The 25086-nt window shown below is 68.2% G+C and carries 21 protein-coding genes and 1 tRNA gene; 14 read left to right on the top strand and 8 right to left on the bottom strand.

Annotated elements, in window-relative coordinates; all coding sequences use genetic code 11:
• The first annotated feature begins 11 nt into the window (after positions 1 to 11).
• Positions 12 to 362 (top strand): hypothetical protein, encoded by a 351-nt coding sequence (locus tag ACSJJU_RS08095; protein WP_435914840.1) that lies wholly within the window; start codon positions 12 to 14, stop codon positions 360 to 362.
• A 4-nt stretch (positions 363 to 366) separates the two neighbouring features.
• Here ACSJJU_RS08095 and ACSJJU_RS08100 read toward each other — a convergent pair whose 3' ends face one another.
• Entirely contained in the window at positions 367 to 825 is a 459-nt protein-coding gene (locus tag ACSJJU_RS08100; protein WP_435914841.1) for a YaiI/YqxD family protein, read from the bottom strand.
• 217 nt (positions 826 to 1042) lie between these two features.
• On the opposite strand from ACSJJU_RS08100, the gene ACSJJU_RS08105 reads away from it, so the two are divergent.
• The gene (locus tag ACSJJU_RS08105) at positions 1043 to 1501 is read left to right on the top strand and encodes an acyl-CoA thioesterase (RefSeq protein WP_435914842.1); all 459 of its coding nucleotides are present in this window, start codon (positions 1043 to 1045) and stop codon (positions 1499 to 1501) included.
• Positions 1502 to 1595: 94 nt separating this feature from the next.
• Here ACSJJU_RS08105 and ACSJJU_RS08110 read toward each other — a convergent pair whose 3' ends face one another.
• Positions 1596 to 1964, bottom strand: coding sequence for a VOC family protein (locus ACSJJU_RS08110; protein WP_435914843.1), 369 nt, complete (start codon positions 1962 to 1964; stop codon positions 1596 to 1598).
• 95 nt (positions 1965 to 2059) lie between these two features.
• Positions 2060 to 4267, bottom strand: a complete 2208-nt coding sequence (gene uvrB, locus ACSJJU_RS08115; protein WP_435914844.1) for an excinuclease ABC subunit UvrB — start codon at positions 4265 to 4267, stop codon at positions 2060 to 2062.
• 227 nt (positions 4268 to 4494) lie between these two features.
• Here uvrB and ACSJJU_RS08120 point away from each other — a divergent pair, with 227 nt between their 5' ends.
• From ACSJJU_RS08120 to ACSJJU_RS08150, 7 genes are all read left to right on the top strand, one after another.
• Entirely contained in the window at positions 4495 to 5829 is a 1335-nt protein-coding gene (locus ACSJJU_RS08120) for an amidohydrolase (protein WP_435914846.1), read from the top strand.
• Between the two features lie 111 nt (positions 5830 to 5940).
• Positions 5941 to 6762: an arylamine N-acetyltransferase family protein gene (locus ACSJJU_RS08125; protein WP_435914847.1), complete on the top strand. Its 822-nt coding sequence runs from the start codon at positions 5941 to 5943 to the stop codon at positions 6760 to 6762.
• A 61-nt stretch (positions 6763 to 6823) separates the two neighbouring features.
• Complete coding sequence (locus ACSJJU_RS08130) at positions 6824 to 7315, top strand: DUF3617 domain-containing protein (protein WP_435914848.1); 492 nt, start codon at positions 6824 to 6826, stop codon at positions 7313 to 7315.
• A gap of 495 nt (positions 7316 to 7810) precedes the next feature.
• Positions 7811 to 9679, top strand: coding sequence for a ribonucleoside-diphosphate reductase subunit alpha (locus ACSJJU_RS08135; RefSeq protein ID WP_435914849.1), 1869 nt, complete (start codon positions 7811 to 7813; stop codon positions 9677 to 9679).
• Positions 9680 to 9826: 147 nt separating this feature from the next.
• The gene (locus ACSJJU_RS08140; protein ID WP_435914850.1) at positions 9827 to 10831 is read left to right on the top strand and encodes a ribonucleotide-diphosphate reductase subunit beta; all 1005 of its coding nucleotides are present in this window, start codon (positions 9827 to 9829) and stop codon (positions 10829 to 10831) included.
• 429 nt (positions 10832 to 11260) lie between these two features.
• Positions 11261 to 12220 carry an SGNH/GDSL hydrolase family protein gene (locus ACSJJU_RS08145; RefSeq protein WP_435914851.1) on the top strand — a complete coding sequence of 320 codons (960 nt, stop codon included), beginning with the start codon at positions 11261 to 11263 and terminating at the stop codon, positions 12218 to 12220.
• A 217-nt stretch (positions 12221 to 12437) separates the two neighbouring features.
• A complete protein-coding gene (locus tag ACSJJU_RS08150; protein ID WP_435914852.1) occupies positions 12438 to 13379 on the top strand; it encodes a peptidylprolyl isomerase in 942 nt (313 codons plus the stop codon).
• Between the two features lie 184 nt (positions 13380 to 13563).
• Here the strand turns inward: ACSJJU_RS08150 and ACSJJU_RS08155 are convergent.
• A tRNA-Gln gene (locus tag ACSJJU_RS08155) sits at positions 13564 to 13637 on the bottom strand.
• Between the two features lie 188 nt (positions 13638 to 13825).
• Here ACSJJU_RS08155 and ACSJJU_RS08160 point away from each other — a divergent pair.
• The 5 genes from ACSJJU_RS08160 to ACSJJU_RS08180 all read left to right on the top strand — a co-directional run bounded on the left by ACSJJU_RS08160 (position 13826) and on the right by ACSJJU_RS08180 (position 19205).
• Complete coding sequence (locus ACSJJU_RS08160; protein ID WP_435914853.1) at positions 13826 to 14923, top strand: Ppx/GppA phosphatase family protein; 1098 nt, start codon at positions 13826 to 13828, stop codon at positions 14921 to 14923.
• Between the two features lie 10 nt (positions 14924 to 14933).
• Positions 14934 to 15629, top strand: coding sequence for an RlmE family RNA methyltransferase (locus tag ACSJJU_RS08165; protein ID WP_435914854.1), 696 nt, complete (start codon positions 14934 to 14936; stop codon positions 15627 to 15629).
• A 64-nt stretch (positions 15630 to 15693) separates the two neighbouring features.
• Complete coding sequence (gene guaB / locus ACSJJU_RS08170) at positions 15694 to 17166, top strand: IMP dehydrogenase (RefSeq protein ID WP_435914855.1); 1473 nt, start codon at positions 15694 to 15696, stop codon at positions 17164 to 17166.
• A gap of 221 nt (positions 17167 to 17387) precedes the next feature.
• Entirely contained in the window at positions 17388 to 18623 is a 1236-nt protein-coding gene (locus ACSJJU_RS08175) for an RsmB/NOP family class I SAM-dependent RNA methyltransferase (RefSeq protein WP_435914857.1), read from the top strand.
• A 54-nt stretch (positions 18624 to 18677) separates the two neighbouring features.
• Positions 18678 to 19205: a tetratricopeptide repeat protein gene (locus ACSJJU_RS08180; protein ID WP_435914858.1), complete on the top strand. Its 528-nt coding sequence runs from the start codon at positions 18678 to 18680 to the stop codon at positions 19203 to 19205.
• A gap of 153 nt (positions 19206 to 19358) precedes the next feature.
• Here the strand turns inward: ACSJJU_RS08180 and rsmA are convergent, their stop codons facing one another.
• The 4 genes from rsmA to ACSJJU_RS08200 form a co-directional block, all read right to left on the bottom strand.
• On the bottom strand, positions 19359 to 20237 hold the full coding sequence (rsmA, locus tag ACSJJU_RS08185; RefSeq protein ID WP_435914859.1) for a 16S rRNA (adenine(1518)-N(6)/adenine(1519)-N(6))-dimethyltransferase RsmA: 879 nt from the start codon (positions 20235 to 20237) through the stop codon (positions 19359 to 19361).
• The gene (gene pdxA / locus ACSJJU_RS08190) at positions 20234 to 21226 is read right to left on the bottom strand and encodes a 4-hydroxythreonine-4-phosphate dehydrogenase PdxA (protein WP_435914860.1); all 993 of its coding nucleotides are present in this window, start codon (positions 21224 to 21226) and stop codon (positions 20234 to 20236) included. Before pdxA ends, rsmA begins: the two co-directional genes overlap by 4 nt.
• A 10-nt stretch (positions 21227 to 21236) precedes the next feature.
• Positions 21237 to 22550 carry a foldase protein PrsA gene (locus ACSJJU_RS08195; RefSeq protein WP_435914861.1) on the bottom strand — a complete coding sequence of 438 codons (1314 nt, stop codon included), beginning with the start codon at positions 22548 to 22550 and terminating at the stop codon, positions 21237 to 21239.
• Between the two features lie 107 nt (positions 22551 to 22657).
• Entirely contained in the window at positions 22658 to 25021 is a 2364-nt protein-coding gene (locus ACSJJU_RS08200; protein ID WP_435914862.1) for an LPS-assembly protein LptD, read from the bottom strand.
• Positions 25022 to 25086 lie beyond the last annotated feature (65 nt).

Genomic DNA, 25086 nt, shown 5'->3' on the forward strand with positions numbered 1-25086 from the left:
GGGAGCGGCGTGTGATGAGGCATCCGGGCACGGTGAGAGGTCTTGCGGGTCTGGTTCTGGTGCTCGGGCTGGGCCTGGGCGGCTGCGCGACGCCAAGACAGCAGGTGGCGAGCGGCCTTCAGTCCCTGGGGCTGGGCGCGCGCCAGGCCGCGTGCATGGCCGAGTCTCTCGATGACCGGCTGAGCGACGCGCAGATGCGCCGGGTCGCCAAACTGGTGGGCGGGGCCAGCCGCGCCGATCAGGTGGAGGCGAACGAGCGCAACCTGCGGCGGGCGGTCGATCTGGTGTTCGGGGTGGCGGAGCCGGAGATCGCCTCGGCGGCCTCCCGCGCGCTGCTGGCCTGCACGATTCTCGGCGGTTAGGCGCTCAGGCGGGCGCGCCGCGCTGCGCCTGCCGAATCAGGCGCTCCAGCTCGTTGAGGAAGCGGGAGCGGTCGGCCGGGGTGAAGCTCCGGTTGTAGCCGCTGACCGTGCCCATGGCGCGCAAGTCCGCCATCACGTCGCGCATGGCGAGCGCCATGCCGATGTTCTGCCGGCTGAACGGCTTGCCGGTGGGCCCCAGCACGGCCGCGCCCTTGTCGAGACAGCGGGAGGCGAGGGGAATGTCGGCGGTGATGGCAATATCGCCGGGGCCGATCCGCTCGACGATCCAGTCGTCCGCCGCATCGAACGCGCCGGGCACGGTGACCTCCCGCACCAGCGGGTGGCCGGTGGGCCGGAGCCCGCCGTTGGAGACGAGAAACACCTCCAGCCCGTGGCGTTCGGCGACGCGAATGGCCTCCGCCTTCACCGGGCAGGCGTCTGCATCCACATAGAGGCTGGTCATGGGGTCGGTCTCCTTGCGCGCGGGGAACAGAGGTGACAGAGCCCCGGCCCCCACGCAAGCCCGCCACGCAACCCCGCCACGCAACCCCGCCGCCCGCCTCGCGGCAGCCCTTCCTGTCTCACATTGACATTTGTCATAGCTCCCTGCCGGACGGGTCGACGTTGCGGACGCGGGCGGCTAGACCGTTTGCAGGACGCAATGTGGAGGACGGACGCTTATGGGGCAGGACCGGTTCGCCCAGGTGGAGGCGCTGCTGCGGGACAAGGCCAGTTTCCGGCATTTCACACAGGAGCGGGTCCGTTTCTCGGACACGGACATGGTGGGGCACGTCAACAACACCGCCTATGCGGTCTACTGCGAGTCCGGCCGGGTGGACTTCGCCAGCGGCCTCGGGGACCGGCTAAAGGGGCGCGGCATCGTGATGGCCCGAATCGCCATCAACATGCTGGCGGAGACCTTCTTTCCGGGAACGGTGGAGGTCGGCACGGGCGTGCTCCGGGTGGGCCGCACTTCCTACACCCTGGGGCAGGGGCTGTTCGTGGGGGATACGTGCGTCGCCACCGCCGAAGGGGTGGTGGTGGTCATCGACAAGGAGAGCCGCAAGCCGGTGCCGGTGCCGGACGAGGTGCGGGCCTTCCTCGCCAGCTACCGGTTGCCCGGCTGCACGGACGATTGAGGCCGGGGATTGAGGCCGGGGATCGGGGCCGGGCGCGCGGCCCGGCCCCGGATCAGGTTAAGCTGATCAGAATGTCCGGATCAGACCGGCCTGCTCAGCGCGGCCAGTGGAAGACGCAGAGCTTGTTTCCGTCCAGATCGCGGAAGTAGGCGCCGTAGAAGGTGCCGCCCCGGTTGCCGGGGGCGCCTTCGTCCTGCGCGCCGTTGGCCAGCGCCGTGGCGTGCACCTTGTTCACCTGCTCCTGCGAGGCGGCCTCCAGCGCCACCATGGTGCCGTTGCCCACCGTCGCCGGGTTGCCGTCGAACGGGCGGGTGACGATGATGGCCGGGCCGCTGCCATTGCTCCACAGGATGCCGCGGTCCAGCTGCATCGCCCGCGTGGCGCCGAATTCGGCAAGGACAGCATCATAGAAGGGGGCGGTACGCTCCAGATCGTTGGTGCCGAGGGTGACATAACCGATCATCGTAAGGTCCTCTGCGGTACGCGTTGCACGTGCACACGGAAACCATGCACTGCGCCGCAAGGAACGTTACGCGGCCGATGCCGTCAAGCCCCGTCTCAGGAGGGTGCCCGCGTCCGGGACCGCTTGCCGTATTTCTGCTGCTTGCTGTGCTTCGTGGTGCGGGTGCCGGGGCGGCCGCCGGTGGCCCGGCCCTGCGGGGAGAGGGCCTTCACCTCCACCGGAATGCCCAGCTCGCTCGCCTCCAGCCGCTTGATCTCGTCGCGCAGACGGGCGGCTTCCTCGAACTCGAGGTTGGCGGCGGCCTCCTTCATGCGGTTTTCCAGATCGGCGATATAGGCCTTGAGGTTGTGGCCAACCAGGTGGGTGGTCTCCGCGTCGCCGGTGTCCACGGTCACATAGTCGTGCTGGGACACGTCCTCCAGCAGGTCGGCGATCTGGCGCTTGATGGTCTGGGGCGTGATGCCGTGCGCCTCGTTGTAGGCGATCTGCTTGGCGCGGCGGCGGTCGGTCTCGGCCAGCGCCCGCTCCATCGAGCCGGTGATGCGGTCGGCGTAGAGAATCACGCGGCCCTCGGCGTTGCGGGCCGCGCGGCCGATGGTCTGGACCAGCGAGGTCTCGGAGCGGAGGAAGCCTTCCTTGTCCGCATCGAGAATCGCCACAAGGCCGCACTCGGGGATGTCGAGGCCCTCGCGCAGCAGGTTGATGCCCACCAGCACGTCGAACACGCCGAGGCGCAGGTCGCGGATGATCTCGATGCGCTCCAGCGTCTCCACGTCCGAGTGCATGTAGCGCACCTTGAGCCCGGCCTCGTGCAGGTATTCGGTCAGGTCCTCGGCCATGCGCTTGGTGAGGGTGGTGACGAGCGTGCGGTAGCCCTTGGCGGCGGTCGCCTTGGCCTCGGCGATCACGTCGTCCACCTGATGCTCGACCGGGCGGATCTCGTAGGCGGGGTCGACAAGGCCGGTCGGGCGGATCACCTGCTCGACGAAGACGCCGCCGGTCTGCTCCAGCTCCCACGCGCCGGGGGTGGCGGAGACGAAGATGGTCTGCGGCCGCATGGCGTTCCACTCGGAGAACTTGAGCGGCCGGTTGTCGATGCACGAAGGCAGGCGGAAGCCGTATTCGGCCAGCGTCACCTTGCGGCGGCGGTCGCCCCGCTCCATCGCCCCGATCTGGCCGACCGTCACGTGGCTTTCGTCAACAAACAGCAGTGCGTTGTCCGGCAGGTATTCGAACAGGGTGGGCGGCGGCTCGCCCGGCAGGCGGCCGGTCAGGAACCGGGAGTAGTTCTCGATGCCCGAGCAGGAGCCGGTGGCCGCGATCATCTCCAGATCGAAGGTGGTGCGCTGCTCCAGCCGCTGCGCCTCGAGAAGGCGGCCCTCGGCGTGCAGCTCCTTCAGCCGCTCGGCCAGCTCGTGCTTGATGGCCTCCACCGCCTGCTTCATCGTCGGCCCGGGCGTGACATAGTGGCTGTTCGCATAGATGCGGATGTGGTCCATCGAGGCGACCTTCTTGCCGGTGAGCGGGTCGAACTCGACGATCTCCTCCACCTCGTCGCCGAAGAACTGGATGCGCCAGGCCGCGTCCTCGTAGTGGGCCGGGAACAGCTCCAGCGTGTCGCCGCGCACGCGGAAGGTGCCGCGCTGGAAGGCCTGGTGGTTGCGCTTGTATTGCAGGGCGACCAGCTTGCGGATCAGCTCGCGCTGGTCGATGGTCTCGCCCTTCGATACCGTGACGATCATGGCCGAGTAGGTCTCGACCGAGCCGATGCCGTAGATGCACGACACGGACGCCACGATGATCACGTCGTCCCGCTCGAGGAGCGCGCGGGTCGCCGCGTGGCGCATCCGGTCGATCTGCTCGTTGATGGACGATTCCTTCTCGATGTACAGGTCCGTCCGCGGGACGTAGGCCTCCGGCTGGTAGTAGTCGTAGTAGGAGACGAAGTACTCCACCGCGTTCTCGGGGAAGAAGGACTTGAACTCCCCGTAGAGCTGGGCCGCCAGGGTCTTGTTGTGCGCCATGATGAGGGCCGGGCGCTGCAACTCCTCGATCACCTTGGCCATGGTGAAGGTCTTGCCCGAGCCGGTGACGCCCAGCAGCACCTGATTCTGCTCCCCCGCCCGCAGGTTCGCCACCAGTTCGGCAATGGCCTGCGGCTGGTCGCCGGCGGGCTGGAACTCCGAGGCCAGCTTGAAGCGGCGGCCGCCCTCCGCCTTGGGCGGGCGCTGCGCCTTGTGCGGCACGAAGGTGCCGCTGGTGTCGATGTCCTCAAGGGTTCTGCGGATGACAAGACTGCTCATGGCTGCACTATGCCCCGCGCGGCTGCCCGCGCCAAGTTCCTATTTTGTTCGTAACGCCTCCGGCCGGTCAACGGGTGCCCGGACGCCGCCGGGGGTCATATATCCGCACGCGGGCGCGTTAAACCGCTTTTCCTTCCCGCACGGACACGCTTTAGTAACGGTGATTTAATTTGGTGACGCGCCCCGGTCTGCCGGGGCGTCTCGCGAAAGAAGGGGGACCAGCAGTCATGAAATCATTTCTGGCCTGTGCCGCGGCGGTCGTGGCGTTGATGGGGGCGGCGCCGGTCGCCGTGGCGGCAGACACCCAGCTGCGCGCCGACATCGCCAGGGACTACGACCAGCGCCTCAAGGACCTGTTCATCGACTTCCACAAGAACCCGGAGCTTTCGTTCCGCGAGACCCGCACCGCCGCCCGCATCGCCAAGGAGCTGAAGGCGCTGGGCATCCAGGTGACCGAAGGGGTGGGCCGCACCGGCGTCGTCGGCGTGCTGCGCAACGGGGAGGGGCCGACCGTCCTGATTCGCGCCGACATGGACGGCCTGCCGGTGGAGGAGAAGTCGGGCCTGCCCTATGCCTCGACCGTGCGGCAGGTGGACATGAACGGCAAGGAAATGCCGGTGATGCACGCCTGCGGCCATGACGTGCACATCACGGCGCTGCTGGGCACGGCCAAGCAGCTGGTGGCGCGCAAGAACCAGTGGAAGGGCACGGTGGTGTTTGTCGCCCAGCCCGCCGAGGAGGTGATCTCGGGCGCGCGGGAGATGCTGGAGGATGGCCTCTACACCCGCTTCCCGCGCCCGAACTACGCCATCGGTTTCCACGTCTCCTCCGACCTGCCCGCCGGCAAGGTGATGGTGGAGCCGGGCCTGACCTATTCGTCTTCCGACAGCGTGGACATCATCGTCCACGGCGTTGGCGCGCATGGCGCCTCGCCGCACCGGGGCAAGGACCCGATCGTCATCGGCTCCCAGATCGTGCTGGCGCTGCAAACCCTCGTCAGCCGGGAGATCTCTCCGCTGCAACCGGGCGTGGTGACGGTGGGCGCGTTCCACTCCGGCCTCAAGCACAACATCATCTCCGACCGGGCCGAGCTTCAGCTGACCGTGCGCTCCGACGACCAGGAGGTGCGCGAGCAGCTGCTGGCGGGCATCAAGCGCATCGCCGAGAACGTGGGCCGCATGGCGGGTCTGCCCGAGGACAAGCTGCCGGAGGTGCGCTACAGCACCCAGTCCACCCCGCCGACCGTCAACGACCCCGAGGCGACGGCGCTGGTGCGCGCCGCCATCCTCGACCAGCTGGGCGCGGAGAACCTGACCACCCGGCCGCGCACCGGCATGGGCGCGGAGGACTTCGCCTACTACAGCCAGCGCGACCCGAAGGTGGCGGGCGTCTACTTCGCGGTGGGCGGCACCCCGCAGGACGTGCTGGACGCGGCGGAGGCGGGCGGCCCGCCGGTTCCGGCTCACCACTCGCCGCTGTTCAAGATCACGCCCGAGCCGGCCGTCAAGGCGGGCGTCGAGGCAACGACGGCGGCCGCTCTGGCGTTGCTCGGCAAGTCGTAAGCGGGTGACGCCGGGCCCGTCTCCTGTGGCCTGCGGGACAGCGGGTTGCGGTGGCGCGCCGGCAGTCTGGTTGCGTGGCATGGAACCCGACACGTGACAGGAAAGGATCCCATGTTCGCAACCGGAGACAGGCTGGACGCCTATCTGAACCGCATTGGCCTCACCCACACGGTGGCATGCAGCGAAGCCGGACTGGCCGAGCTGCATGCCGCCCATGGCTGCGCCATTGCCTTCGAGAATCTCGATATCCTCCTCGGCCGGGGTGTGTCCCTGCATCCGGAGGATGTCTTCGCCAAGCTGGTGACCCGGCGGCGCGGCGGCTATTGCTTCGAGCAGAACGCCCTGTTCGGGGCGGCGCTGGCCGCGCTCGGCTTCGAGGTGCGGCCGCTGCTGGCGCGGGTGTGGTTCGGCGGCGTGACCGAGCCGCGGGAGAAGACCCACCAGCTGCTGCTGGTCACCCTGAACGGCCGCCCGTGGCTGGCGGACGTGGGCTTCGGCACCGCCGGGGCCCTGCTGCCCATGCCGATGGAGGCGGGGTTCATCAGCCGCCAGCCGGGGCGGGACTACCGCCTCAGCCGCGACGCGGTGTTCGGCTTCATGCTGGAGCGCTCGATCGGGCAGGGGCCGTGGGAGAAGCTCTACAGCTTCGATCTGGAGCTGTGCTGGCCGGCGGACTTCGAGATGGGAAGCTTCTACATGGCCCATGCGCCCCAGTCTCCCTTCACCAGCCGCGTGGTCTGCTCCCTCCAGACGCCCGGCGGCTGGCGCGTGCTGGTGGATCATGACCTGATGGAGGTGGAGGACGGCGAGACCCGGACCCAGGTGATCGAGCCAGGCCCCGCCTACATGGAGATGCTGCGGCAGAGATTCGATCTGGACCCGGGCGAGCCCTACGAGGCCTTGCGCGTTCTCTCCGCTGCCGATGCGGCATGAGCCGTCTTCAAACCCTTACGTTTCAATCCCTGGTGTCAGGTTCTCAGAAGGAGTTTCGAGCATGTCGAGGTGGGGTGTAGCCGCGATCGCGGCGGGTCTGGCTGTCGTGGCCATTGGCAGCAAGGCGGCCGCGCCGGCCTTTACGGTGAAGCCGGGGCTGTGGGAGATGCGGGTCACGTCGAAGATGGCGGGGGCAGGGCTCCCGGCCGGACTCGGCGCCAACACCATGAACTTCAAGGTCTGCATCACGCCCGACGACGCCAAGGCGAGCTGGGAGGACATGGTCAAGCACCTGAACGCCATGAAGGACGAGTGCACCGTCTCCGACCTCCAGGAATCGGGCGGCACCTATTCGTTCAGGACGAAGTGCAAGTCGGGCATGGCCGGCACCATGAAGGGCACGATCAAGTACACCACCATGGAACAGAGCGGCGAGATGTCCACCGGCGCGGGCGGCCAGGCCATGGCCTTCACCTACAACAACGCGGCCCGGTGGGTGGCGGACGTGTGCCCGGCAGACTCCCTCGGCGCACCGGGCAGCCGGACGCGCTGAAGCACCGGCGGATTGGCGGCGCACTGGCGGCGCATTGATTCTCTCGCATCGTGTCCCGGGCCGGGGCGGGGGTCCCCGGCCGGGATTTCATACTGAGTTATGATGCTTAGGCTTTGATCCTGCCGGTTGCAGGCCGGTCGTTGCACCCCGGGTGCGCCGGGCGGCCGGGGGCCGTGCCGGGCACCCCCGCCGCCGGCCCTCCGGCACCCCGATGGCGGGGCCTCCCCGCAAGGCCGCAGAATTCCATGGTCAAGCCCAAATTTGTTTCGCGGCTCGTCTAAACCCTCTTGCCTTTCCCAGATCTTGGGGTTCATTCTTGGAACACGCCCCAGTTATGGGGTGTTTAATCAAAACCGACCGAAGGTTTCAGGGTGGCGTAATCTGCGGATTTCTGCGCAATCGAGCGCGTGTGCAGAAGATGTCAGCCCATCCGTTCATGCGGTCAGTTCAGGCGGTCTCAAGGGGCTGCGCGTTGAACGTCAGGAGAAGGGGCAAATGGATTTTGCAAACAGCGATGGCGGGCAGGCCGGCACGCAGGACACTCAGGCGATCTCCAGCACCGCGATCATTCCATGGCGGTTCTCGGTGCAGGTGGACCACAGCCGCGACGCCCTGCTGACCGACTTCGGCAAGGAGACGCTGAAGGACCGCTATCTGCTGCCGGGCGAGAGCTTCCAGGACCTGTTCGCCCGCGTGGCGGCGGCCTATGCGGACAACGCGGACCATGCCCAGCGCCTCTATGACTACATCTCGCGGCTGTGGTTCATGCCGGCAACGCCGGTGCTGTCCAACGGCGGCACGGGCCGGGGACTGCCCATCTCCTGCTACCTGAACTCGGTGGATGACAGCCTGGACGGCATCGTCGCCACCTGGAACGAGAACGTGTGGCTGGCCTCGCGCGGCGGCGGCATCGGCACCTACTGGGGCAATGTGCGCGGAATCGGCGAGCCGGTGGGCCTCAACGGCAAGACCTCCGGCATCATTCCGTTCATCCGCGTGATGGACAGCCTGACGCTGGCGATCTCGCAGGGCTCGCTGCGGCGCGGCTCGGCGGCGGTCTACCTCGACATCTCCCACCCGGAGATCGAGGAGTTCCTCGAGATCCGCAAGGCCTCGGGCGACTTCAACCGCAAGGCGCTGAACCTGCACCACGGCGTGCTGATCACCGACAAGTTCATGGAAGCGGTGCGCGACGGCACCACCTTCGACCTGGTCAGCCCCAAGGACGGCTCCAAGCGCGGCGAGGTGGACGCCCGCGCCCTGTTCCAGAAGCTGGTGGAGGTGCGTCTGGCCACCGGCGAGCCGTACATCGTCTACATCGACACGGTGAACCGGGCGCTTGCCCCGCACCAGCGGGAGCTGGGCCTGAAGGTCTCCACCTCCAACCTGTGCTCCGAGATCACCCTGCCGACGGGCCGCGACCACCTGGGCAACGAGCGCACGGCCGTGTGCTGCCTGTCGTCGCTGAACCTGGAGACCTGGGACCAGTGGTCGAAGGACGAGCGCTTCATCGAGGACGTGATGCGCTTCCTCGACAACGTGCTCCAGGACTTCATCGACCGCGCCCCGGACACCATGGCGCGGGCCAAGTATGCCGCCATGCGCGAGCGCTCGGTGGGCCTCGGCGTCATGGGTCTGCACAGCTTCTTCCAGGCGCGCGGCATCCCGTTCGAGAGCGCCATGGCCAAGTCGTGGAACCTCAAGATGTTCCGCCATATCAAGGAGCGGGTGGACGCTGCCTCCATGGTGCTGGCCATGGAACGCGGGCCGTGCCCGGACGCGGCGGAAGTGGGGGCGATGGAGCGGTTCAGCCACAAGCTGGCGATCGCGCCGACGGCGTCCATCTCCATCATCGCGGGCGGCACCAGCGCCTGCATCGAGCCGGTGCCGGCCAACATCTACACCCACAAGACCCTCTCGGGCTCGTTCGTGGTGAAGAACCCGCACCTCGAGAAGCTGCTGATCGAGAAGGCCAAGAACTCGGAAGCCGTGTGGAACTCGATCCTGGAGCACGGCGGCTCGGTCCAGCACCTCGACTTCCTGACGCCGGACGAGAAGGCCACCTTCCGCACCGCGTTCGAGATCGACCAGCGCTGGCTGCTGGAACTGGCGGCGGACCGCACGCCCTACATCTGCCAGGCGGCGAGCCTCAACCTGTTCCTGCCCGCCGACATCGAGAAGTGGGACCTGCTCATGCTCCACTACCGGGCGTGGGAAATGGGCATCAAGTCCCTCTACTACTGCCGCTCCAAGTCGATCCAGCGCGCGGCCTTCGCCGGCGGCGTCGAGGCGGACAACACGCCCAATCTGCGCCAGATCGAGGTGGAGATGAAGGATTACGACGAGTGCCTCGCCTGCCAGTAGGCCAGGCCTGCCCGTGATCCGCGCCCGGGGGAAGGGGCGGCCGGCGCCGCCCCTGTTCGCCGGGGCAAGGAAGTGATACAAAGAGAGAACAGATCCGGCGGGAGCCTGCGGGGGCCGCCGGAGGAGCCAAGGCTCAGGAGACCAGTCATGCCGTTGCTGCAAGCCTCAAAGACCTACAAGCCGTTCGAATACCCCTGGGCGTTCGAGTTCTGGAAGCGCCAGCAGCAGCTCCACTGGTTGCCGGAGGAGGTGCCCCTCGGCGAGGATTGCCGCGACTGGGCGCAGAAGCTCACCGACCACGAGCGCAACCTGCTCACCCAGATCTTCCGCTTCTTCACCCAGGCGGACGTGGAGGTGCAGGACTGCTACCACGAGAAGTACGGCCGGGTGTTCAAGCCGACCGAGGTGAAGATGATGCTGGCGGCCTTCTCCAACATGGAGACGGTGCACATCGCCGCCTACAGCCACCTGCTCGACACCATCGGCATGCCCGAGACCGAATACGCCGCCTTCCTCCACTATGAGGAGCTGCGGGCCAAGCACGACTACATGGGCCAGTTCGGCGTGGAGACCGACGCGGACATCCTGCGCACGCTCGCCATGTTCGGCGGCTTCACCGAAGGCCTCCAGCTGTTCGCCTCCTTCGCCATGCTGATGAACTTCCCGCGCTTCAACAAGATGAAGGGCATGGGGCAGATCGTCTCCTGGTCGGTGCGCGACGAGAGCCTGCACTGCGACGGCATCGTCCGCCTGTTCCATGCCTTCGCGCAGGAAAGCGGCGCGCTGAACCAGGCGGTGAAGGACGATATCGCCGACTGCTGCCACACCGTGGTGCGGCTGGAGGACGCCTTCATCGACCTCGCCTTCGAGATGGGCCCGGTGCCGGGCATGACCCCGAAGGACATCAAGAAGTACATCCGCTACATCGCCGACTGGCGTCTGAAGCAGCTGGGCATGAAGCCGATCTACATGATCGACGAGCACCCGCTGCCCTGGCTCCAGCCGCTGCTGAACGGCGTGGAGCACGCCAACTTCTTCGAAACCCGCGCCACCGAGTATTCCAAGGCCGCAACCCGCGGCAACTGGAAGGAAGTGTGGGAAGCCTTCGACAAGCGCAAGTCGGCGCAGGCGCAGACCCTGGCCGCCGAATAGGGCCGGGACACGGCGCACACGCGCGACAGGCCTATGCCACAGGCAGAGGGGGAAGGGGCGGCCGGCCGGGCTGCCCCTTTCGCGTTTCCGGGAAGGCGCGTCCCCTGCCCAAGGGGGGGGCGGACCATTACTTGGCCCCAACGGCGGCATGGGGGGCTGAAAGTGTCGAGAAATCTTACAATTAGCTGCGGCCGTTGGGTCCAAGAAATGACAAAAGCCCAATACCTACCGTAGCTTGTATTTATTCAAATTTATTGGAATGGAAGTTGCATGGGCTGCGGTGTTCCAGGCAGTTCAGCGACGCCACTGTCTTTGCGTCCCGTTGTCTCTGTTTCCCGTAGCGTTCTTTCCTCCGGTCCGGGCGCGGTCCGGCCGTGTTGACCGTGGAAGGCGCGCACTGAGCTGCAATTGTTCAGACGGGAGGCTCATGTGAGGAAGACCCTGTTTTCACTCCTGCGGGCCGGCGCCATGGCGCTTGGCCTGATGCTGCCGGCCTTCTCCGCCGGCGCCGCACCCTATTCGGAGATCTATGTCTTTGGCGACAGCCTGGTGGATGCGGGCAACATCAGCATCGCCGTGCCGGGCACGCCGTCGCCGGGCTCCGGCTATTACGAGGGCCGCTTCACCGATGGCCCGGTCTTCACCGACCTGCTGTATCAGGCCCGCTTCGGCCAGTACATGAAGCCCTCGCTGGCGGGCGGCACCAACTACGCCTTCGGCGGCGCGCGGGCGGTGGACAACAGCGGCTTCGCCATCGGCGGCGACACGATCCCGGATCTGGCCGCCCAGGTGGACAGCTACGCCGCGAAATCGGGCGGCACGGCCGACCCGAATGCCCTCTACATCGTCAACATCACGGGCAACGACATGTTTGCCCTCGTCGGCGGCAACATCAACGGGATGGACCCGGCCGACTATTCGGCCCTCGTCGCCCTGACCCTCGCCGGGCAGATCCAGCGCCTCAACGACATGGGCGCGCGCCACATTCTGGTGATGGGCGTGCCCAACGCCAACATCCCCGGCGCCGACGGGTTGCAGATGCTGGTGGATGCGGCGCTGGCCGGTCTGTCGCTGGAGGCCGAGCTGCTGACCTACAGCTATTTCGACCTGTTCGCCCGTATTCTGATGGACCCCACCAGCGTGGGGCTGCCCGCCGATATCGACATGGCAACGCCGTGCCTCGATGGCGAGACGCCGTCGCCCACCATTGACTGCACCGGCTACTTCTTCTTCGATTCCACTCACCCCACGGCCGCGCTGCACGAGATCATCGCCCGCGAGCTGCTGGCCACACTGACGGGCCTCGTGCCGGTGAGCGAACCGGCGGCGATTGCCCTGGTGGGCTTCGGCCTGTTCGGGCTGGTGATGGTCCGCAGGCGCCGCATCTGAGATCCGAGATCCGCGCCCGGCATGCAAGGGGCGCGGTCACTCTGCCGCGGGGGCACGTGCCGCCGCGGCGTTTTTTTTGAGGCGAAGGCGCACGCGGGCCGGGCCCGGGCCTTCTCCGACCCTGGCGCGTTTGACACCCGGAACGGATCGCGGCGATAGTTCGCCAGGCGGGCGACCTCAAGCGGGGGGCAAGAGAAAGGACATGGGGGGCGGGCACATGGCAAGGACAGGTACGAACCACACCCTCCTCAACACCGGCAGCAGGGGCGGCGCGCTGCGCGCCACGCTCGCCGGGCTGCTCCTCCTCGGCGGCCTTGGCGGCTCCGGCGGCGCGGCGGCGCTGGCGGAACCGGCCCGGACGCCGACGACCGCCGAGATCCTCGACGCCTCCCCGGCGGCGGACTGGCGGCCGCTCGACCCCGCCAGCACCCTTTATCTCGATCTGGACGGCGGCCGCGTGATCGTCGAGCTGGCCCCGGCCTTCGCGCCGCGCCACGTGGAGGCGATCCAGTCCATGGTCCGGGCCGGGGCGAGCGATGCCGCCATCAACCGGGTGCAGGACAATTTCGTCGTCCAGTGGAACCTGACGAGCACGCCCCAGCCCACGCTCGCGGGCGAGTTCACCCGGCCGGACGATCCGGCGCTCGGCTTCACCCCGCTGCCGGACGGGGACGTGTACGCGCCGGAGGCGGGCTTCGCCAGCGGGATGCCCGCCGCCCGGGACGGCAAGGGCGCCATCTGGCTGGTGCACTGCTACGGCATGGTCGGCGTGGGGCGGGAGAACGCGGCGGACAGCGGCACCGGCGCCGAGCTGTACGCCATCATCGGCCATGCGCCGCGCCATCTGGACCGCAACATCACGGTCGTCGGCCGGGTGGTCGCGGGGATGGAGCTGCTCTCCAGCCTGCCGCGCGGGAAGGGGGCCATGGGCTTCTACGAGTCGCCAGCCCGGCCGATTCCGTTCAGGGCCGTGCGGCTGGCGGCGGACGTGCCGGCCGCGGAGCGCCAGAGCCTCGAAGTCCTGCGGACGGACTCCCCGACCTTTGCGGCGCTGGTCGAATCGCGGCGCAACCGGCAGGACGACTTCTACCACGTGCCGGCCGGGGCCATCGACGTGTGCAGCGTGCCGATTCCGGTGCGCGAACGCCCGGCCAGGTAAGGCGGCGCACCAGGCCTCCCGTTCGCAAACTTCCGGCGAAAAGGCGTCAGGAGAAAGGGCGTCAGGAGAGAGGGCGTCAGGGGAGAGGGAAGCGGCGCGCGCTGCGCGGTGCGCGCGTGCGGCCCCGGCCTGTGCCCGTTCCCCGCGCAAACCAGACTGTCAGGAGAAAACCGGAAGGGAGAGTTGGTTGCCCCGCAAGGATTCGAACCTCGATTAACGGAGTCAGAGTCCGCTGTCTTGCCGTTAGACGACGGGGCAACGTCGTGTCCGGGGCCGTGCTAATATGTCAGGAGAAATGGGCTGTCAACGGGGTTCATTCCGTTTTTCATTCTTTTCCGTGTCCGGGGCCAGGCAGATGCCTTGTACGGCCGGGATGCGGTTGTTAGGTTAGGGGCAAGTTAACCGCCGGAAGGCGGTCCCGTACCTAAAGTTTGAAGGCGAAGATCATGCCAAAGACCGTGGCGGCCCGGGCCGTTGCGACTGCCCTGGGCGCAACGGCTCCGGTTGCAGCCTGCGATGAGACCGCAGAGCCCGCCGGACTGCATATCAGGGATAACACGCCGGTCCGCACCAACGGCAGCGGCCGAATCTACGCGGCGCTCGACCTTGGAACCAACAACTGCCGACTCCTGGTGGCCCGGCCCGTCCGGGGCGGTTTCCAGGTGATCGATGCCTTCTCCCGCATCGTGCGGCTGGGGGAAGGGCTGGCCACCACGAGCAAGCTCTCCGACGCCGCCCAGCGGCGCGCTATCGCCGCCCTCAAGATCTGCGCGGACAAGGTGAAGCGCCGCAACGTCCACATGATGCGCCATGTGGCGACCGAAGCCTGCCGCAGCGCCACCAACACGCAGGAGTTCGTCGCCCGGGTCTATGCGGAAACCGGGCTGGCGCTGGACGTGATCTCCCCGCAGGAGGAGGCGCGACTCGCCATGCTGGGCTGCCAGGTGCTGCTGCCGCGCAGCGCCACCCATGGCCTTGTGTTCGATATCGGCGGCGGCTCGACGGAACTCATTCTGGTGCGCAACCGCCCGCGCGGCAACGGCGAGATCCTGGCCTGGACCAGCATCCCCTGGGGCGTGGTCTCGCTGGCCGAGGCCTTCGGCGACGCGGGGCCGGCCACCACCGGCTATGCGGAGATGAAGGCGACGCTCGCCCCGCACCTTCAGGCCTTTGAGGAGCGGGGCCGGGTCAGCGCGCGGCTGGGCGAGGGGCGGCTGTGCATGCTGGGCACCTCCGGCACGGTGACGACGCTCGCCAGCCTCCATCTGGGCCTTGCCGCCTACGACCGCCGGCAGGTGGACGGGTGCTGGGTGCCCACCGGGTCGCTGCGCACCCTGTCGCAGGACCTCTCCCGCCTGACAGTCGAGGAGCGGGCCGCACTGCCGTGCATCGGGCCGGAGCGGGCCGACCTGATGCTGGCGGGCTGCGCCATCATCGAGGCGATCCTCGACTTCTGGCCGGTCGATCAGGTGCGGGTGGCCGATCGCGGCATTCGGGAAGGAATCCTGCGCGTTCTCATGCAGCGGGACGGAATTGCGTTGTGAGTATCGAGCCATGAGCATCAAAGGCGGAATCACTGGCCGGTCACAGGGCGGCAAGTCCCGGGTCAAGACGGCGCGCGGCCGGAGCACCTCGTCGGTGCGCTGGCTGGAGCGCCAGCTCAACGACCCCTATGTGAAGGCAGCCAAGGCGGCGGGCTACCGCTCGCGCGCGGCGTTCAAGCTGGCGGAGCTGGATGATCGATTCGGCCTGCTCAAGGGCGCCTCGCGGGTGGTGGATCTGGGCTGCGCCCCGGGCGGCTGGTGCCAGATCGTCAAGGAGCGCCGCCCCAAGGCGCGGGTGGTGGGCGTCGACATTCTGGAAGTGGAGCCGCTGCCCGGCGTCGAGCTGATTCTGGGGGACATCCGCGATCCCGTCACGGCCGAGCGCATCCGCGCGAGCCTCGACGGCAAGGCGGATCTGGTGATTTCGGACATGGCGGCCAACACCGTGGGCCACAAGCAGACCGACCACCTGCGGACCATGGGCCTCATCGAGGCCGGGCTGGAGCTGGCGGAGGAGATTCTGGAGCCGGGCGGCAGTTTCGTCGCCAAGGTGCTGGCGGGCGGGGCCGATTCCCAGCTGCTCGCCCGGCTGAAACAGCGCTTCCGCTCGGTCAAGCACGCCAAGCCGCCGGCCAGCCGCAAGGATTCGTCCGAATGGTACGTCATTGCGCAGGACTTTCGGCCCGAAACGGCGGACTGCCCATAGCATTTTTCAAACGGAGATGGCATATAGCGCCACTTTCCCCGCCCCGAACCAACGAGAGAGTCTCATGGAAATGCGTTTAGGCCTTACTTTCGACGACGTTTTGCTCATCCCGGCCGAATCGGACGTGATGCCGAGCCAGACCAACACCTCGACGCGCCTGACTCGCGAGATCTCTCTCAACATTCCGCTGCTGTCCTCCGCCATGGATACGGTGACCGAAGCCCAGATGGCCATCACCATGGCGCAGGCGGGCGGTATCGGCGTGCTGCACCGGAACCTGACCATCGAGGAGCAGGCGCAAGCCGTGCGGCAGGTGAAGCGGTTCGAGGCGGGCATGGTGGTGAACCCGGTGACGATGCTCGCCAACCAGACGCTGCGGGAAGCGCTGGACCTGATGAAGCGTCACAACATCTCCGGTATTCCGGTGGTGGAGCCGTCGCCGCGCGGCCAGCCGGGCAAGCTGATCGGCATCCTCACCAACCGCGACGTGCGCTTCGCCGAGAACCCGGACCAGCCGGTTGCCGAGCTGATGACCCGGGACAATCTGGCAACCGTCCGGGCGGGCGTGTCGCAGGATGAGGCGCGCCGCCTGCTGCACCAGCGCCGGATCGAGAAGCTGATCGTGGTGGACGACGAGTATCGCTGCATCGGCCTCATCACCGTCAAGGACATGGAAAAGTCGGTGAGCTACCCGAGCGCCACCAAGGACGCCTCCGGCCGCCTGCGCGTCGCCGCCGCCTCGACGGTGGGCGACCTGGGCTTCGAGCGCACCGAGGCGCTGGTGGACGCCGAGTGCGACCTGATCGTGCTCGACACCGCCCACGGCCACTCGGTGAAGGTCTCCGAGGCGGTGCGCCGGGTGAAGTCCCGCTGGAACCACGTGCAGGTGGTGGCGGGCAACGTCGCCACCGCCGAAGCCGCCAAGGCGCTGATCGACGCGGGCGCGGACGCCATCAAGGTGGGCATCGGCCCGGGCTCCATCTGCACCACCCGCATCGTCGCGGGCGTGGGCGTGCCCCAGCTGACCGCCATCATGGATGCGGTGGAAGTCTGCTCCAAGGCGGGCATTCCGGTGATCGCCGACGGCGGCATCCGCACCTCGGGCGACATCGCCAAGGCCATTGCGGCGGGCGCCAGCGCGGTGATGGTGGGCTCGCTGCTCGCCGGTACCGATGAGTCGCCGGGCGAGGTGTTCCTCTACCAGGGCCGCTCCTACAAGGCCTATCGCGGCATGGGCTCGGTGGGCGCCATGGCGCGCGGCTCGGCCGACCGCTACTTCCAGCAGGACATCAAGGACAGCCTCAAGCTGGTGCCGGAAGGCATCGAGGGCCAGGTGCCCTACAAGGGCTCGGCGCGCGAAATCATCCACCAGATGGTCGGCGGCCTGAAGGCGGCCATGGGCTACACCGGCGCCGCCACCATCGAGGAGTTCCAGAAGCGCGCCCGCTTCGTGCGCATCACCAACGCCGGCTTGCGCGAAAGCCATGTGCACGACGTGGTGATCACCCGCGAAGCGCCGAACTACCCGACGCGCTGAGGGGCCGAACGCAAGCGTTCGACAGGTTCCAGACGCAAGGGGGCTTGCCCCCTTTGCATTTCCCATTCGTCCTGGGCCGTGCGCGTGAAGAACGGGCGCGGCCCTTTCTCTTGAAAGGGGGTGGGCCTGTCCTTGAATGACGGGCACGGCCCGATAAAACGAACGGGAGCGCGAGGGTCCGAGACCCTCGCATAATGAATAACTTAACGGAGCATCCTCACATGCAGCCTGCGGCGCGGCTGGCAGCCGCCATCGAGGTTCTGGACGAAGCCATTGCCAGCGCCCGCGCGGGCGGCCCGGCAGCCGATGTGCTGCTTGCCCGCTACTTCCGCAGCCGCCGCTATGCGGGGTCCAAGGACCGGGCGGCGGTGCGGGCGTGGGTCTATGCCGTGCTGCGCCATATGGCGCACGACGCCCCGGACGGCCGGGCAGCGCTGATCGCCTGGGCGCGGGCACAGGAGCCGGAACTGCTCGAACTGTTCGGCGCGGGCGGCCACGCACCGGCCGCACTGGGCAACGAGGAGGCGGCGAGCGCTTGCCCGGCAACGGAAAACCCCTGGCTGCCAGAGTGGCTGGAGGCCGGGTTCCTGCGCCGCTTCGGGGCGGGATGGCCGGAGCAGCGGGCGGCGCTGACGGGCCGCGCACCGCTCGACCTGCGGGTCAACCGGCTGAAGGCGACACGGGAGGAGGCGCGCGCCGCGCTTCAGGCAGAGGGTATAGAGACCGAGGTTTTGCCCTTTGTCGCCAATGGCCTGCGCGCGGAGGCTGGAGCGCCGGTGGAGAAGGGCGGTGCCTTCGCCCGCGGGCTGGTGGAGGTGCAGGATCTGGCCAGCCAGTTGATGCTGGCGATGGCGGATGCCCGACCGGGCGAGACGGTCGTGGACCTGTGCGCCGGGGCCGGGGGCAAGACGCTGGGCCTTGCCGCCGCCATGGAGAACCGGGGCCGGATCATCGCCTGCGACATCGACCCCGCCCGGCTGGAGCGGATGACACCGCGCCTGAGCCGGGCCGGCGTTACCCTTGTGGAGCAACGGGTTTTGCACCCGGGCGCGCTGGATGATCTGGCGGGACGGGCCGACCGTGTGGTCATCGACGCCCCGTGCAGCGGCACCGGCACCTGGCGGCGCAACCCGGAGGCGCGGCTGCGCCTGACGCCGGAGCGGCTGAGCGCCGTCACCGCCGTGCAGGATACGGTGCTGGCGCAGGGCGCGGCGCTCGTGCGGCCGGGCGGGCGGCTGGTCTATGCGGTCTGCTCCCTGCTGCCGGACGAGGCGGAGGACCGGGTGGAGGCGTTCCTCGCGCACACCCCCGGATTCCGGCCGGTCGATTACCGCCGTGCGGGTGGGGGCGAAGACCTACCTGAAAGCGTGGCCTTGCGGCCCGAATGGCTCGCTGTCGCGCCGGCAAGTCATGGATGCGACGGCTTTTTCGTCGCGGTTTTTGAACGGGTCTGCTAAGCCTTAACCGGTGCGGTGTTGACCAAACCCGGCCGAACTTCCTAGGGAAGAAGAATGCGAAAGAGCCACTGGATTTCCGCCCTGGCCATCAGCGCTGCCCTCGCCGTGAGCGGGCCGGTGCTGGCCAAGTCTCCCACGGTCAATGCGACATCGTCGCGGCTGATGCAGCAGGGGAACGACTTGCTGGCGCAGAACCGGGCCGCCGAAGCCGTCGATCTCTACGAGTCCGCGCTGGTGGCCGACCCGGACAACAGCAACGCCTTCATCGGGCTGGGCCGGGCCTACGAGCAGATGGGGCTGACCGGCAAGGCCATCAGCTACTACCGCAAGGCGCTGACCATCAACCCGAACGACACGACCGCGCTGGAAGCCTCCGGCATGGCCTACATCGCCAAGGGCAACCTTACGCTTGCGCAGGAAACGCTCGAGCGCCTGCGCCGCGTCTGCCGCAAGGGGTGCAGCGAGGCGGAGCGTCTGGCCGCCGCCATCAGCACCGCCCAGGCCAAGGGCGCCAGCCGCCGCAGCGCGGTGGCCGAGCAGCGCTCCCCCGCGCCGGGCAAGAAGCCCAGCGTCAAGCAGTAGGGGATTTTCTTTTCGGAACGGATTCTTGCAGAGGGTCTTGGACCCTCTGCACTCCCGTTCGTTTGTCGGGCGAGCCAACGAGCGCCTGAAGCGCCCCGGACTTGAATGAAAGGGGTGCAGGGGGCCGGGAGCCCCGCAAAAAATTCCGTCAGATCAACGCGTTTTCCGGCTTGCCGCCAGTTCGGCGTGAGCGGCGGCGAGGCGGCAGAAGGCGGCAACGTCCAGCACTTCGGCGCGCAGGTCGCCGGGGATGCCCGCTGCTTCCAGGATGGGCGCCGGGTCCATGCCCAACGACTTGAGGGAGGCGCGCAGCATCTTGCGGCGCTGGCCGAAGGCGGCGAGCGTGACGACCTCCAGGCTTTTCAGCGGCACATCCGCAATGGGCACGCACGGCTCGATGTGGACGACAGCGGAGGTGACCTTGGGCGGCGGGGTGAAGGCCTGCCGGGGCACGTCGAAGGCGATGCGGGGGCGGGCCCGCCACTGGGCGAGCACGGCGAGGCGGCCGTAATCGGAGGTGCCCGGCTTCGCCACGATGCGCTCGGCCACTTCCTTCTGGAACATGAGGGTGAGGCTGGACCAGAACGGCGGCCACGCGGGCGTGGTCAGCCAGCGCACCAACAGCGCCGTGCCCACGTTGTAGGGCAGGTTGGCGATGATCCGCACCGGCTTGCCCGAGAGGAGCGCCGCTTCGTCCACCTTCATGGCGTCGCCGGGGATGACCTCAAGGCGTCCGCCCGAGCGCTGGTTGAGGTCTTCCAGAATCGGCCAGGCGCGCTGGTCCATCTCGACCGCCACAAGCCGCTCGGTGCCCGCTGCCAGAATGGCGCGGGTGAGGCCGCCCGGGCCGGGGCCGACCTCGTAGACGGTGTAGCCTTCCAGCGGACCCGCCGTGCGAACAATGCGCCCCAACAGGTTCATATCGAACAGAAAATTCTGCCCGAGCGACTTCTTCGCATTGAGGCCGTGCTCGGCAATGACCTCCCGCAGCGGCGGCAGGCTGGCGAGGAAGTCCTGATCAACAGCGCTCATGGGCGGGCCGCCTTCCGGGAAGCGGCACACCGGGCCGCCATCTGGAGCGCAGCGATCATCGCGTCCGGCCGGGCAATGCCGCGCCCGGCGATGTTGAAGGCGGTGCCGTGGTCGGGCGAGGTGCGGACGATAGGCAGGCCAAGGGTCATGTTGACGCCCTGATCGAAATCCAGCGCCTTGACCGGGATCAGCGCCTGATCGTGGTACATGCACAGCATCGCGTCATAGCGGGTGCGGATGTGGGGCGCGAACAGGGTGTCGGCGGAGAGCGGGCCCTCGGCGGTCCAGCCCCGGCGGCGCAGCTCCGCAACGGCGGGCGCGATCACGTCCCGGTCCTCAAGGCCGATGTGGCCGTCCTCCCCGGCGTGGGGGTTGAGGCCGGTGATGGCGAGGCGCGGCTCGGCGATGCCGAAATCCTGCCGCAGCGCGCGGGCGGTCACCTCGGCGCGCTGGAGAATGAGGTCCGTCGTCAGCACCTCCGGCACGGCCCGCACCGGAATGTGGATGGTCACCGGCACGGTGCGGACGCTGGGCCCGGCGAGCATCATCACCGCATCCTCCGGCGCGACGCCCGACCGCTCGGCAACGAATTCGGTCTGACCCGGCCAGGTGTAGCCCACGGCCTTGAGTTCCGCCTTGCTGACCGGCGCGGTGACGATCGCCGCCGTCTGGCCTTCCAGCGTCAGCGCCACCGCCGCTTCCAGCGCGGCGAAGGCGAGGGCGGCCCCGTCCCGGGTCGGTGCGCCGGGCGTCGCCTCGGCCAGCGCGCCCACGGGGAGGACGGGCAGGGCGCTCTCGAAGCAGTCAGCCGCCTCGGCGACGGACGCGACTGGGGCGACGGGCCCGTCCCAGACGGCGCGCAGCGGTGCTTCCGCCCCCAGGACGACAAAAGGCGAAAGGCCCGCGCTGTGGCGGGCCTCCCATGCCTTGGCGATCACTTCCGGGCCGACGCCCGCCGGATCGCCGATGCTGACGGCAAGCGGCTGCACGACCGTGCCCTTAACGGTAGTCGATGATCGCGTCGCGCCGCAGGTCGCGCAGGTAGCGCCGGGCCATCATCGACATGCGCTCCTCGTTGAGCTGGGCGTAAACCTCGTCGTAGGTGGGCAGCTTGGCCTCCTCGGCGTCGTCGCGGCCGCACAGGATGATGACGCGGGCGTCCTCCTCCGTGCCGAACGGGCGGGTGGCCTCGCCGACCTGAAGCCGCTCGAGGTGGGGAATGAGCCCCTGCGGGAACTCCCGCAGCTTCTGCGGCTCCGGCTCGTCGACCCGGCCGCCCAGGCTCTGGGCCAGCGCATCGGCCCGGCCGCAGCCGCCGCCGCGCGAGGCCTCGGTCGTCATGCGCTCCACCAGACGCTGCAACTCGGCCTCCGGGGCGTTCCGGTTGAGCGGCACGATGACCTGCTTGATGGTGAGCACCGAATCCAGCGGATCGGGCCCGAGAATCTTGCGCTTGTCGGAGACGGCGATGATGCTGAAGCCGCCCGGCACGCGGATGGGGTCGCTGATCTGGCCGACGGGCAGGTTCTTGACCACCTCCTGCAACGGCGCGGGCAGCTGCTCGGGCATCACATAGCCGAGGTCGCCGCCGACGGCCGCGGTCGAGGCTTCCGAGAACTGGCGGGCATAGGCGACGAAGGACGCGCCGCTGCGCACCTGCTTCAGGATCTGCTCCGCCGTGTTGCGGACGGCGGCCTCGTTCTCGGCGGTCGCGGACAGGAAGATCTCGCTGATGCGGTATTCTTCCTGGCCCTTGGAGGCTTCCAGCTTCTGGATGACCGCATCCACTTCCTCGTCGCCGATGGTGACGAACGGGGCGATACGGCGGCGCAGCACGCGCGACCAGGACATTTCCGCCTTGATCTGGGACTTCAACGTGTCCGCCGAAGAGCCGCTGGACTTGAGGAATTTGGCGAACTCCTCCGGCGTCTGATTGAAGTTCTGCGCGACGCGGGCGAAGGCGGCCTCGACCTCGGCCGGATCGACGGAGACATCATGCTGCTCGGCCTCCAGGATCTGGAGGCGCTCGTCGATCAGGTTGCGAAGCACCTGAACGCGCAGGCGATTCTTCTCGTCCTCGCCAATGCGTCCACCCGACGCGGCGATCACCAGCGCCAGCCGGTGCTCCACGTCCAGATCGGTGATGATGCTGCCGTTCACGATGGCCGATGCCTTGCGAACGTTCGGGTCAGGCGGCCCGAACAGGCGGATGTCCACCGGAATCTCGCCGCCACCGGCGGCTCCAAGCGATTGGGCGGCGGCTGGCGTGGCCAGAACAGCCAGACACAGACCGAACAGCGAAAGTTTTCTCATCAGCATAGGCTGCCGGTTTACGTTACCCCGCGCACAGGCGCAACTGCCCTCCCGCCGAGACGTGCGATTCCCATGGCCATGTCGGGCCGGGCCAGGGCGCATCACGATCAGCCGCCGCCCAGATTGCGCAGGGCGAAGCGGAAGAAGATGGTGGAGCCGCGCTGGAAGTCGCGGTCTTCGGTGAAGCGCCGCCGCCAGGTGACGGAGAAGCGGAAGCACTCGTCCTCGTAGGCGACGCCGACGCTGTGGCGGATGGGCTGGAAGCCGTCCGCGTCGCTCCGGGAACTCTGGCTCTTGCTGGTCAGGTCCAGAATGGTGGCGGCGTTGAGCGACCAGTAACGGTTCACCTGCACGCGGCCGCCCACGCGCAGCTCCTCCCGGTCCTCCAGGTCTTCCAGCAGGATGTCGCGGTTGAGGTTGGCGTAGCCGACGGTGAGGTAGGTCTTCTGCGTGCCGATGAAGGCGTCCAGCTCGCTGCGCCGGGGCGTCAGGCTGGCCTTGTCCAGGCGGAAGCGATAGACCACGTCGACGAAATTCCCCCAGCGCACGGAGGTGCGGCCGACGAAATCGGAGAATCGGCCGGACAGGCCCGAGCCCTTCGGGAACAGGTTGTTGCTGTCTTCCTCGCTCAGCCGGTAGCTCTGGCCCGCATCCGCCGTGATGGTGACGTTCCGCCCGGTCCACGACCAGCTGACGCCGTAGGTGGCGCGGGTGCCGCTCTCCCACCGGTCGATGCCGGAGAAGCGGTTGAGGTCGAAGAGGTTGGTGTCCTCCAGGTCGAAGGCGCGGCTGTCCTCGTTCGGCACCACCCGGTTGCGGCCAGGCCCGGCGGCGACCACCTGGACGATGGGCGTCAGGGTCTGGAAGCCGCCGAAGCTGGGGCCCGCCAGCGGCCAGGAGAATTCGGCCGCCGCCAGCGGCAGAACCCGGCCGTGCCAGCCGTTCCGGCCCGCATAGGCGGCGTTGTCCGGGTCGTCGGCGTCGTTGACGTAATAGGCGTCGCCGCGCACCAGACCGATCAGGCGGGTGATCTGGCCGCCCGGCAGCATCCACTGCTTCTGCCAGTCCGCCGTGGTGGAGACGCGGTAGGTGTCCATCGCCTTGGTGCGGACCAGCGACAGGGCATTGGCCCGGATGCCGAACTGGCCGAGGGCCGGGTCGACCGCCGAGGTCCAGCGGTAGTCCACATAGGGGAGGGCGATCGGCATCTCGCCGAAGCGGTCCGTCAGCCGCAGGCCCTGGAAGGCCCAGGTCTCCAGCGTCAGGTAGTCCCGGTCCCCGAAGTATTCGAGGCGGTAGCTGTTGCGCAGCACGTCGTCGTCGGTGATGTCATAGCGGCGCAGGAAGGTGTCGTCCGATGCCACCATGGTGTCGAAGCTGGAGCGCCAGCGCGCCGTGTGCTGCAACCGGCCGTTGGCATAGAAGTAGCCGCGGAAATCGTTGCCGCGGTTGACCTGCGTGACCGCGTCCTTCTCGTCGAAGTCGCGCGAGGCATAGGTGCCGACGCCGCCGACGCGGATGGTGCCCGAGCCCACGTGCTGGCGGTATTCCAGCCCGAGGGTGGGGTTTTCCTCGGTGTAGAGGGTCGGCGTGACGGTCAGGTCCCGGCTGGGCGAGATGCTCCACAGGTAGGGCGTGGCGAGGGACAGGCCGAGCGCCCGGCTCTGGGAGATGTCCGGCATCAGCAGGCCCGAGGCCTTGGTCACGTCCGGCGTCGAGTGGGACATGTAGGGCAGGTAGAGCAGCGGCACGTTCAGGAACTCGAACGTGGCGTGCCGGTAGGTGAGGCGCTTCTTCACCTCATCGTATTCCACCCGCAGCGCCTTGATGCGCCACAGCGGCCGCTCGCGGACCGAGCCCTCGGAGCACAGGTCGCAGGGGCTGTAGACCACGCGGTTGAGATCGGCGCGGCTCTCCTGCCGGGTGCCCCGGCTGGCGGCAAGGCGCGAGCCGTCCGTCAGCACCATCAGGATGTTGTCCACGACGCCCTGGCGCAGCGTGTCGGTCAGCTCCACCCGCTCGCCGGTGACGACATTGCCTTCCGCATCCACCAGCCGCACGTTGCCGCGCGCCTCAACGAAGCCGGTCTTGCGGTTGTAGACGATCTGGTCCGCGCTGACCCGGTCGCCCTCCCGCACCAGCACCACGTTGCCGGTGGCGGTGACCACCTCCGCGTCCACGTCGTAGTCCAGCTGGTCGGCCTCGAACAGGATCTCCCGGGAGGCCTCGGCCTCAGCGTCGTCCCTGGCCGGGGTACCCTTGGCCGGGTCAACCGGCTGGACGGTCCCGGGGGCCACGCGCTGCCCCGGCAGGGCCGGCCAGGCGGGCGTTGCGCCGGGCGCGGTCGGTTCCCGCCGGGGGTCGATCACCTGCGGGCTGCCGGATCCGGCGTTCCCCTGCACCTCCGGCGCGGCCCAGCCGGGCAGGGCAGTGGTCGTCGTCAGCAAAAAGAGCAGAAAGCGGACATGCACGGACGGCAGCCTTCGTCGTTGGAAATCGGGCGTGTGTAAAGCACGGCCCGCACCCGAGTGCAACG

The sequence above is a fragment of the Pedomonas sp. V897 genome (genome assembly GCF_051304405.1).
Classification (GTDB): Bacteria; Pseudomonadota; Alphaproteobacteria; order Sphingomonadales; family Sphingomonadaceae; genus Pedomonas.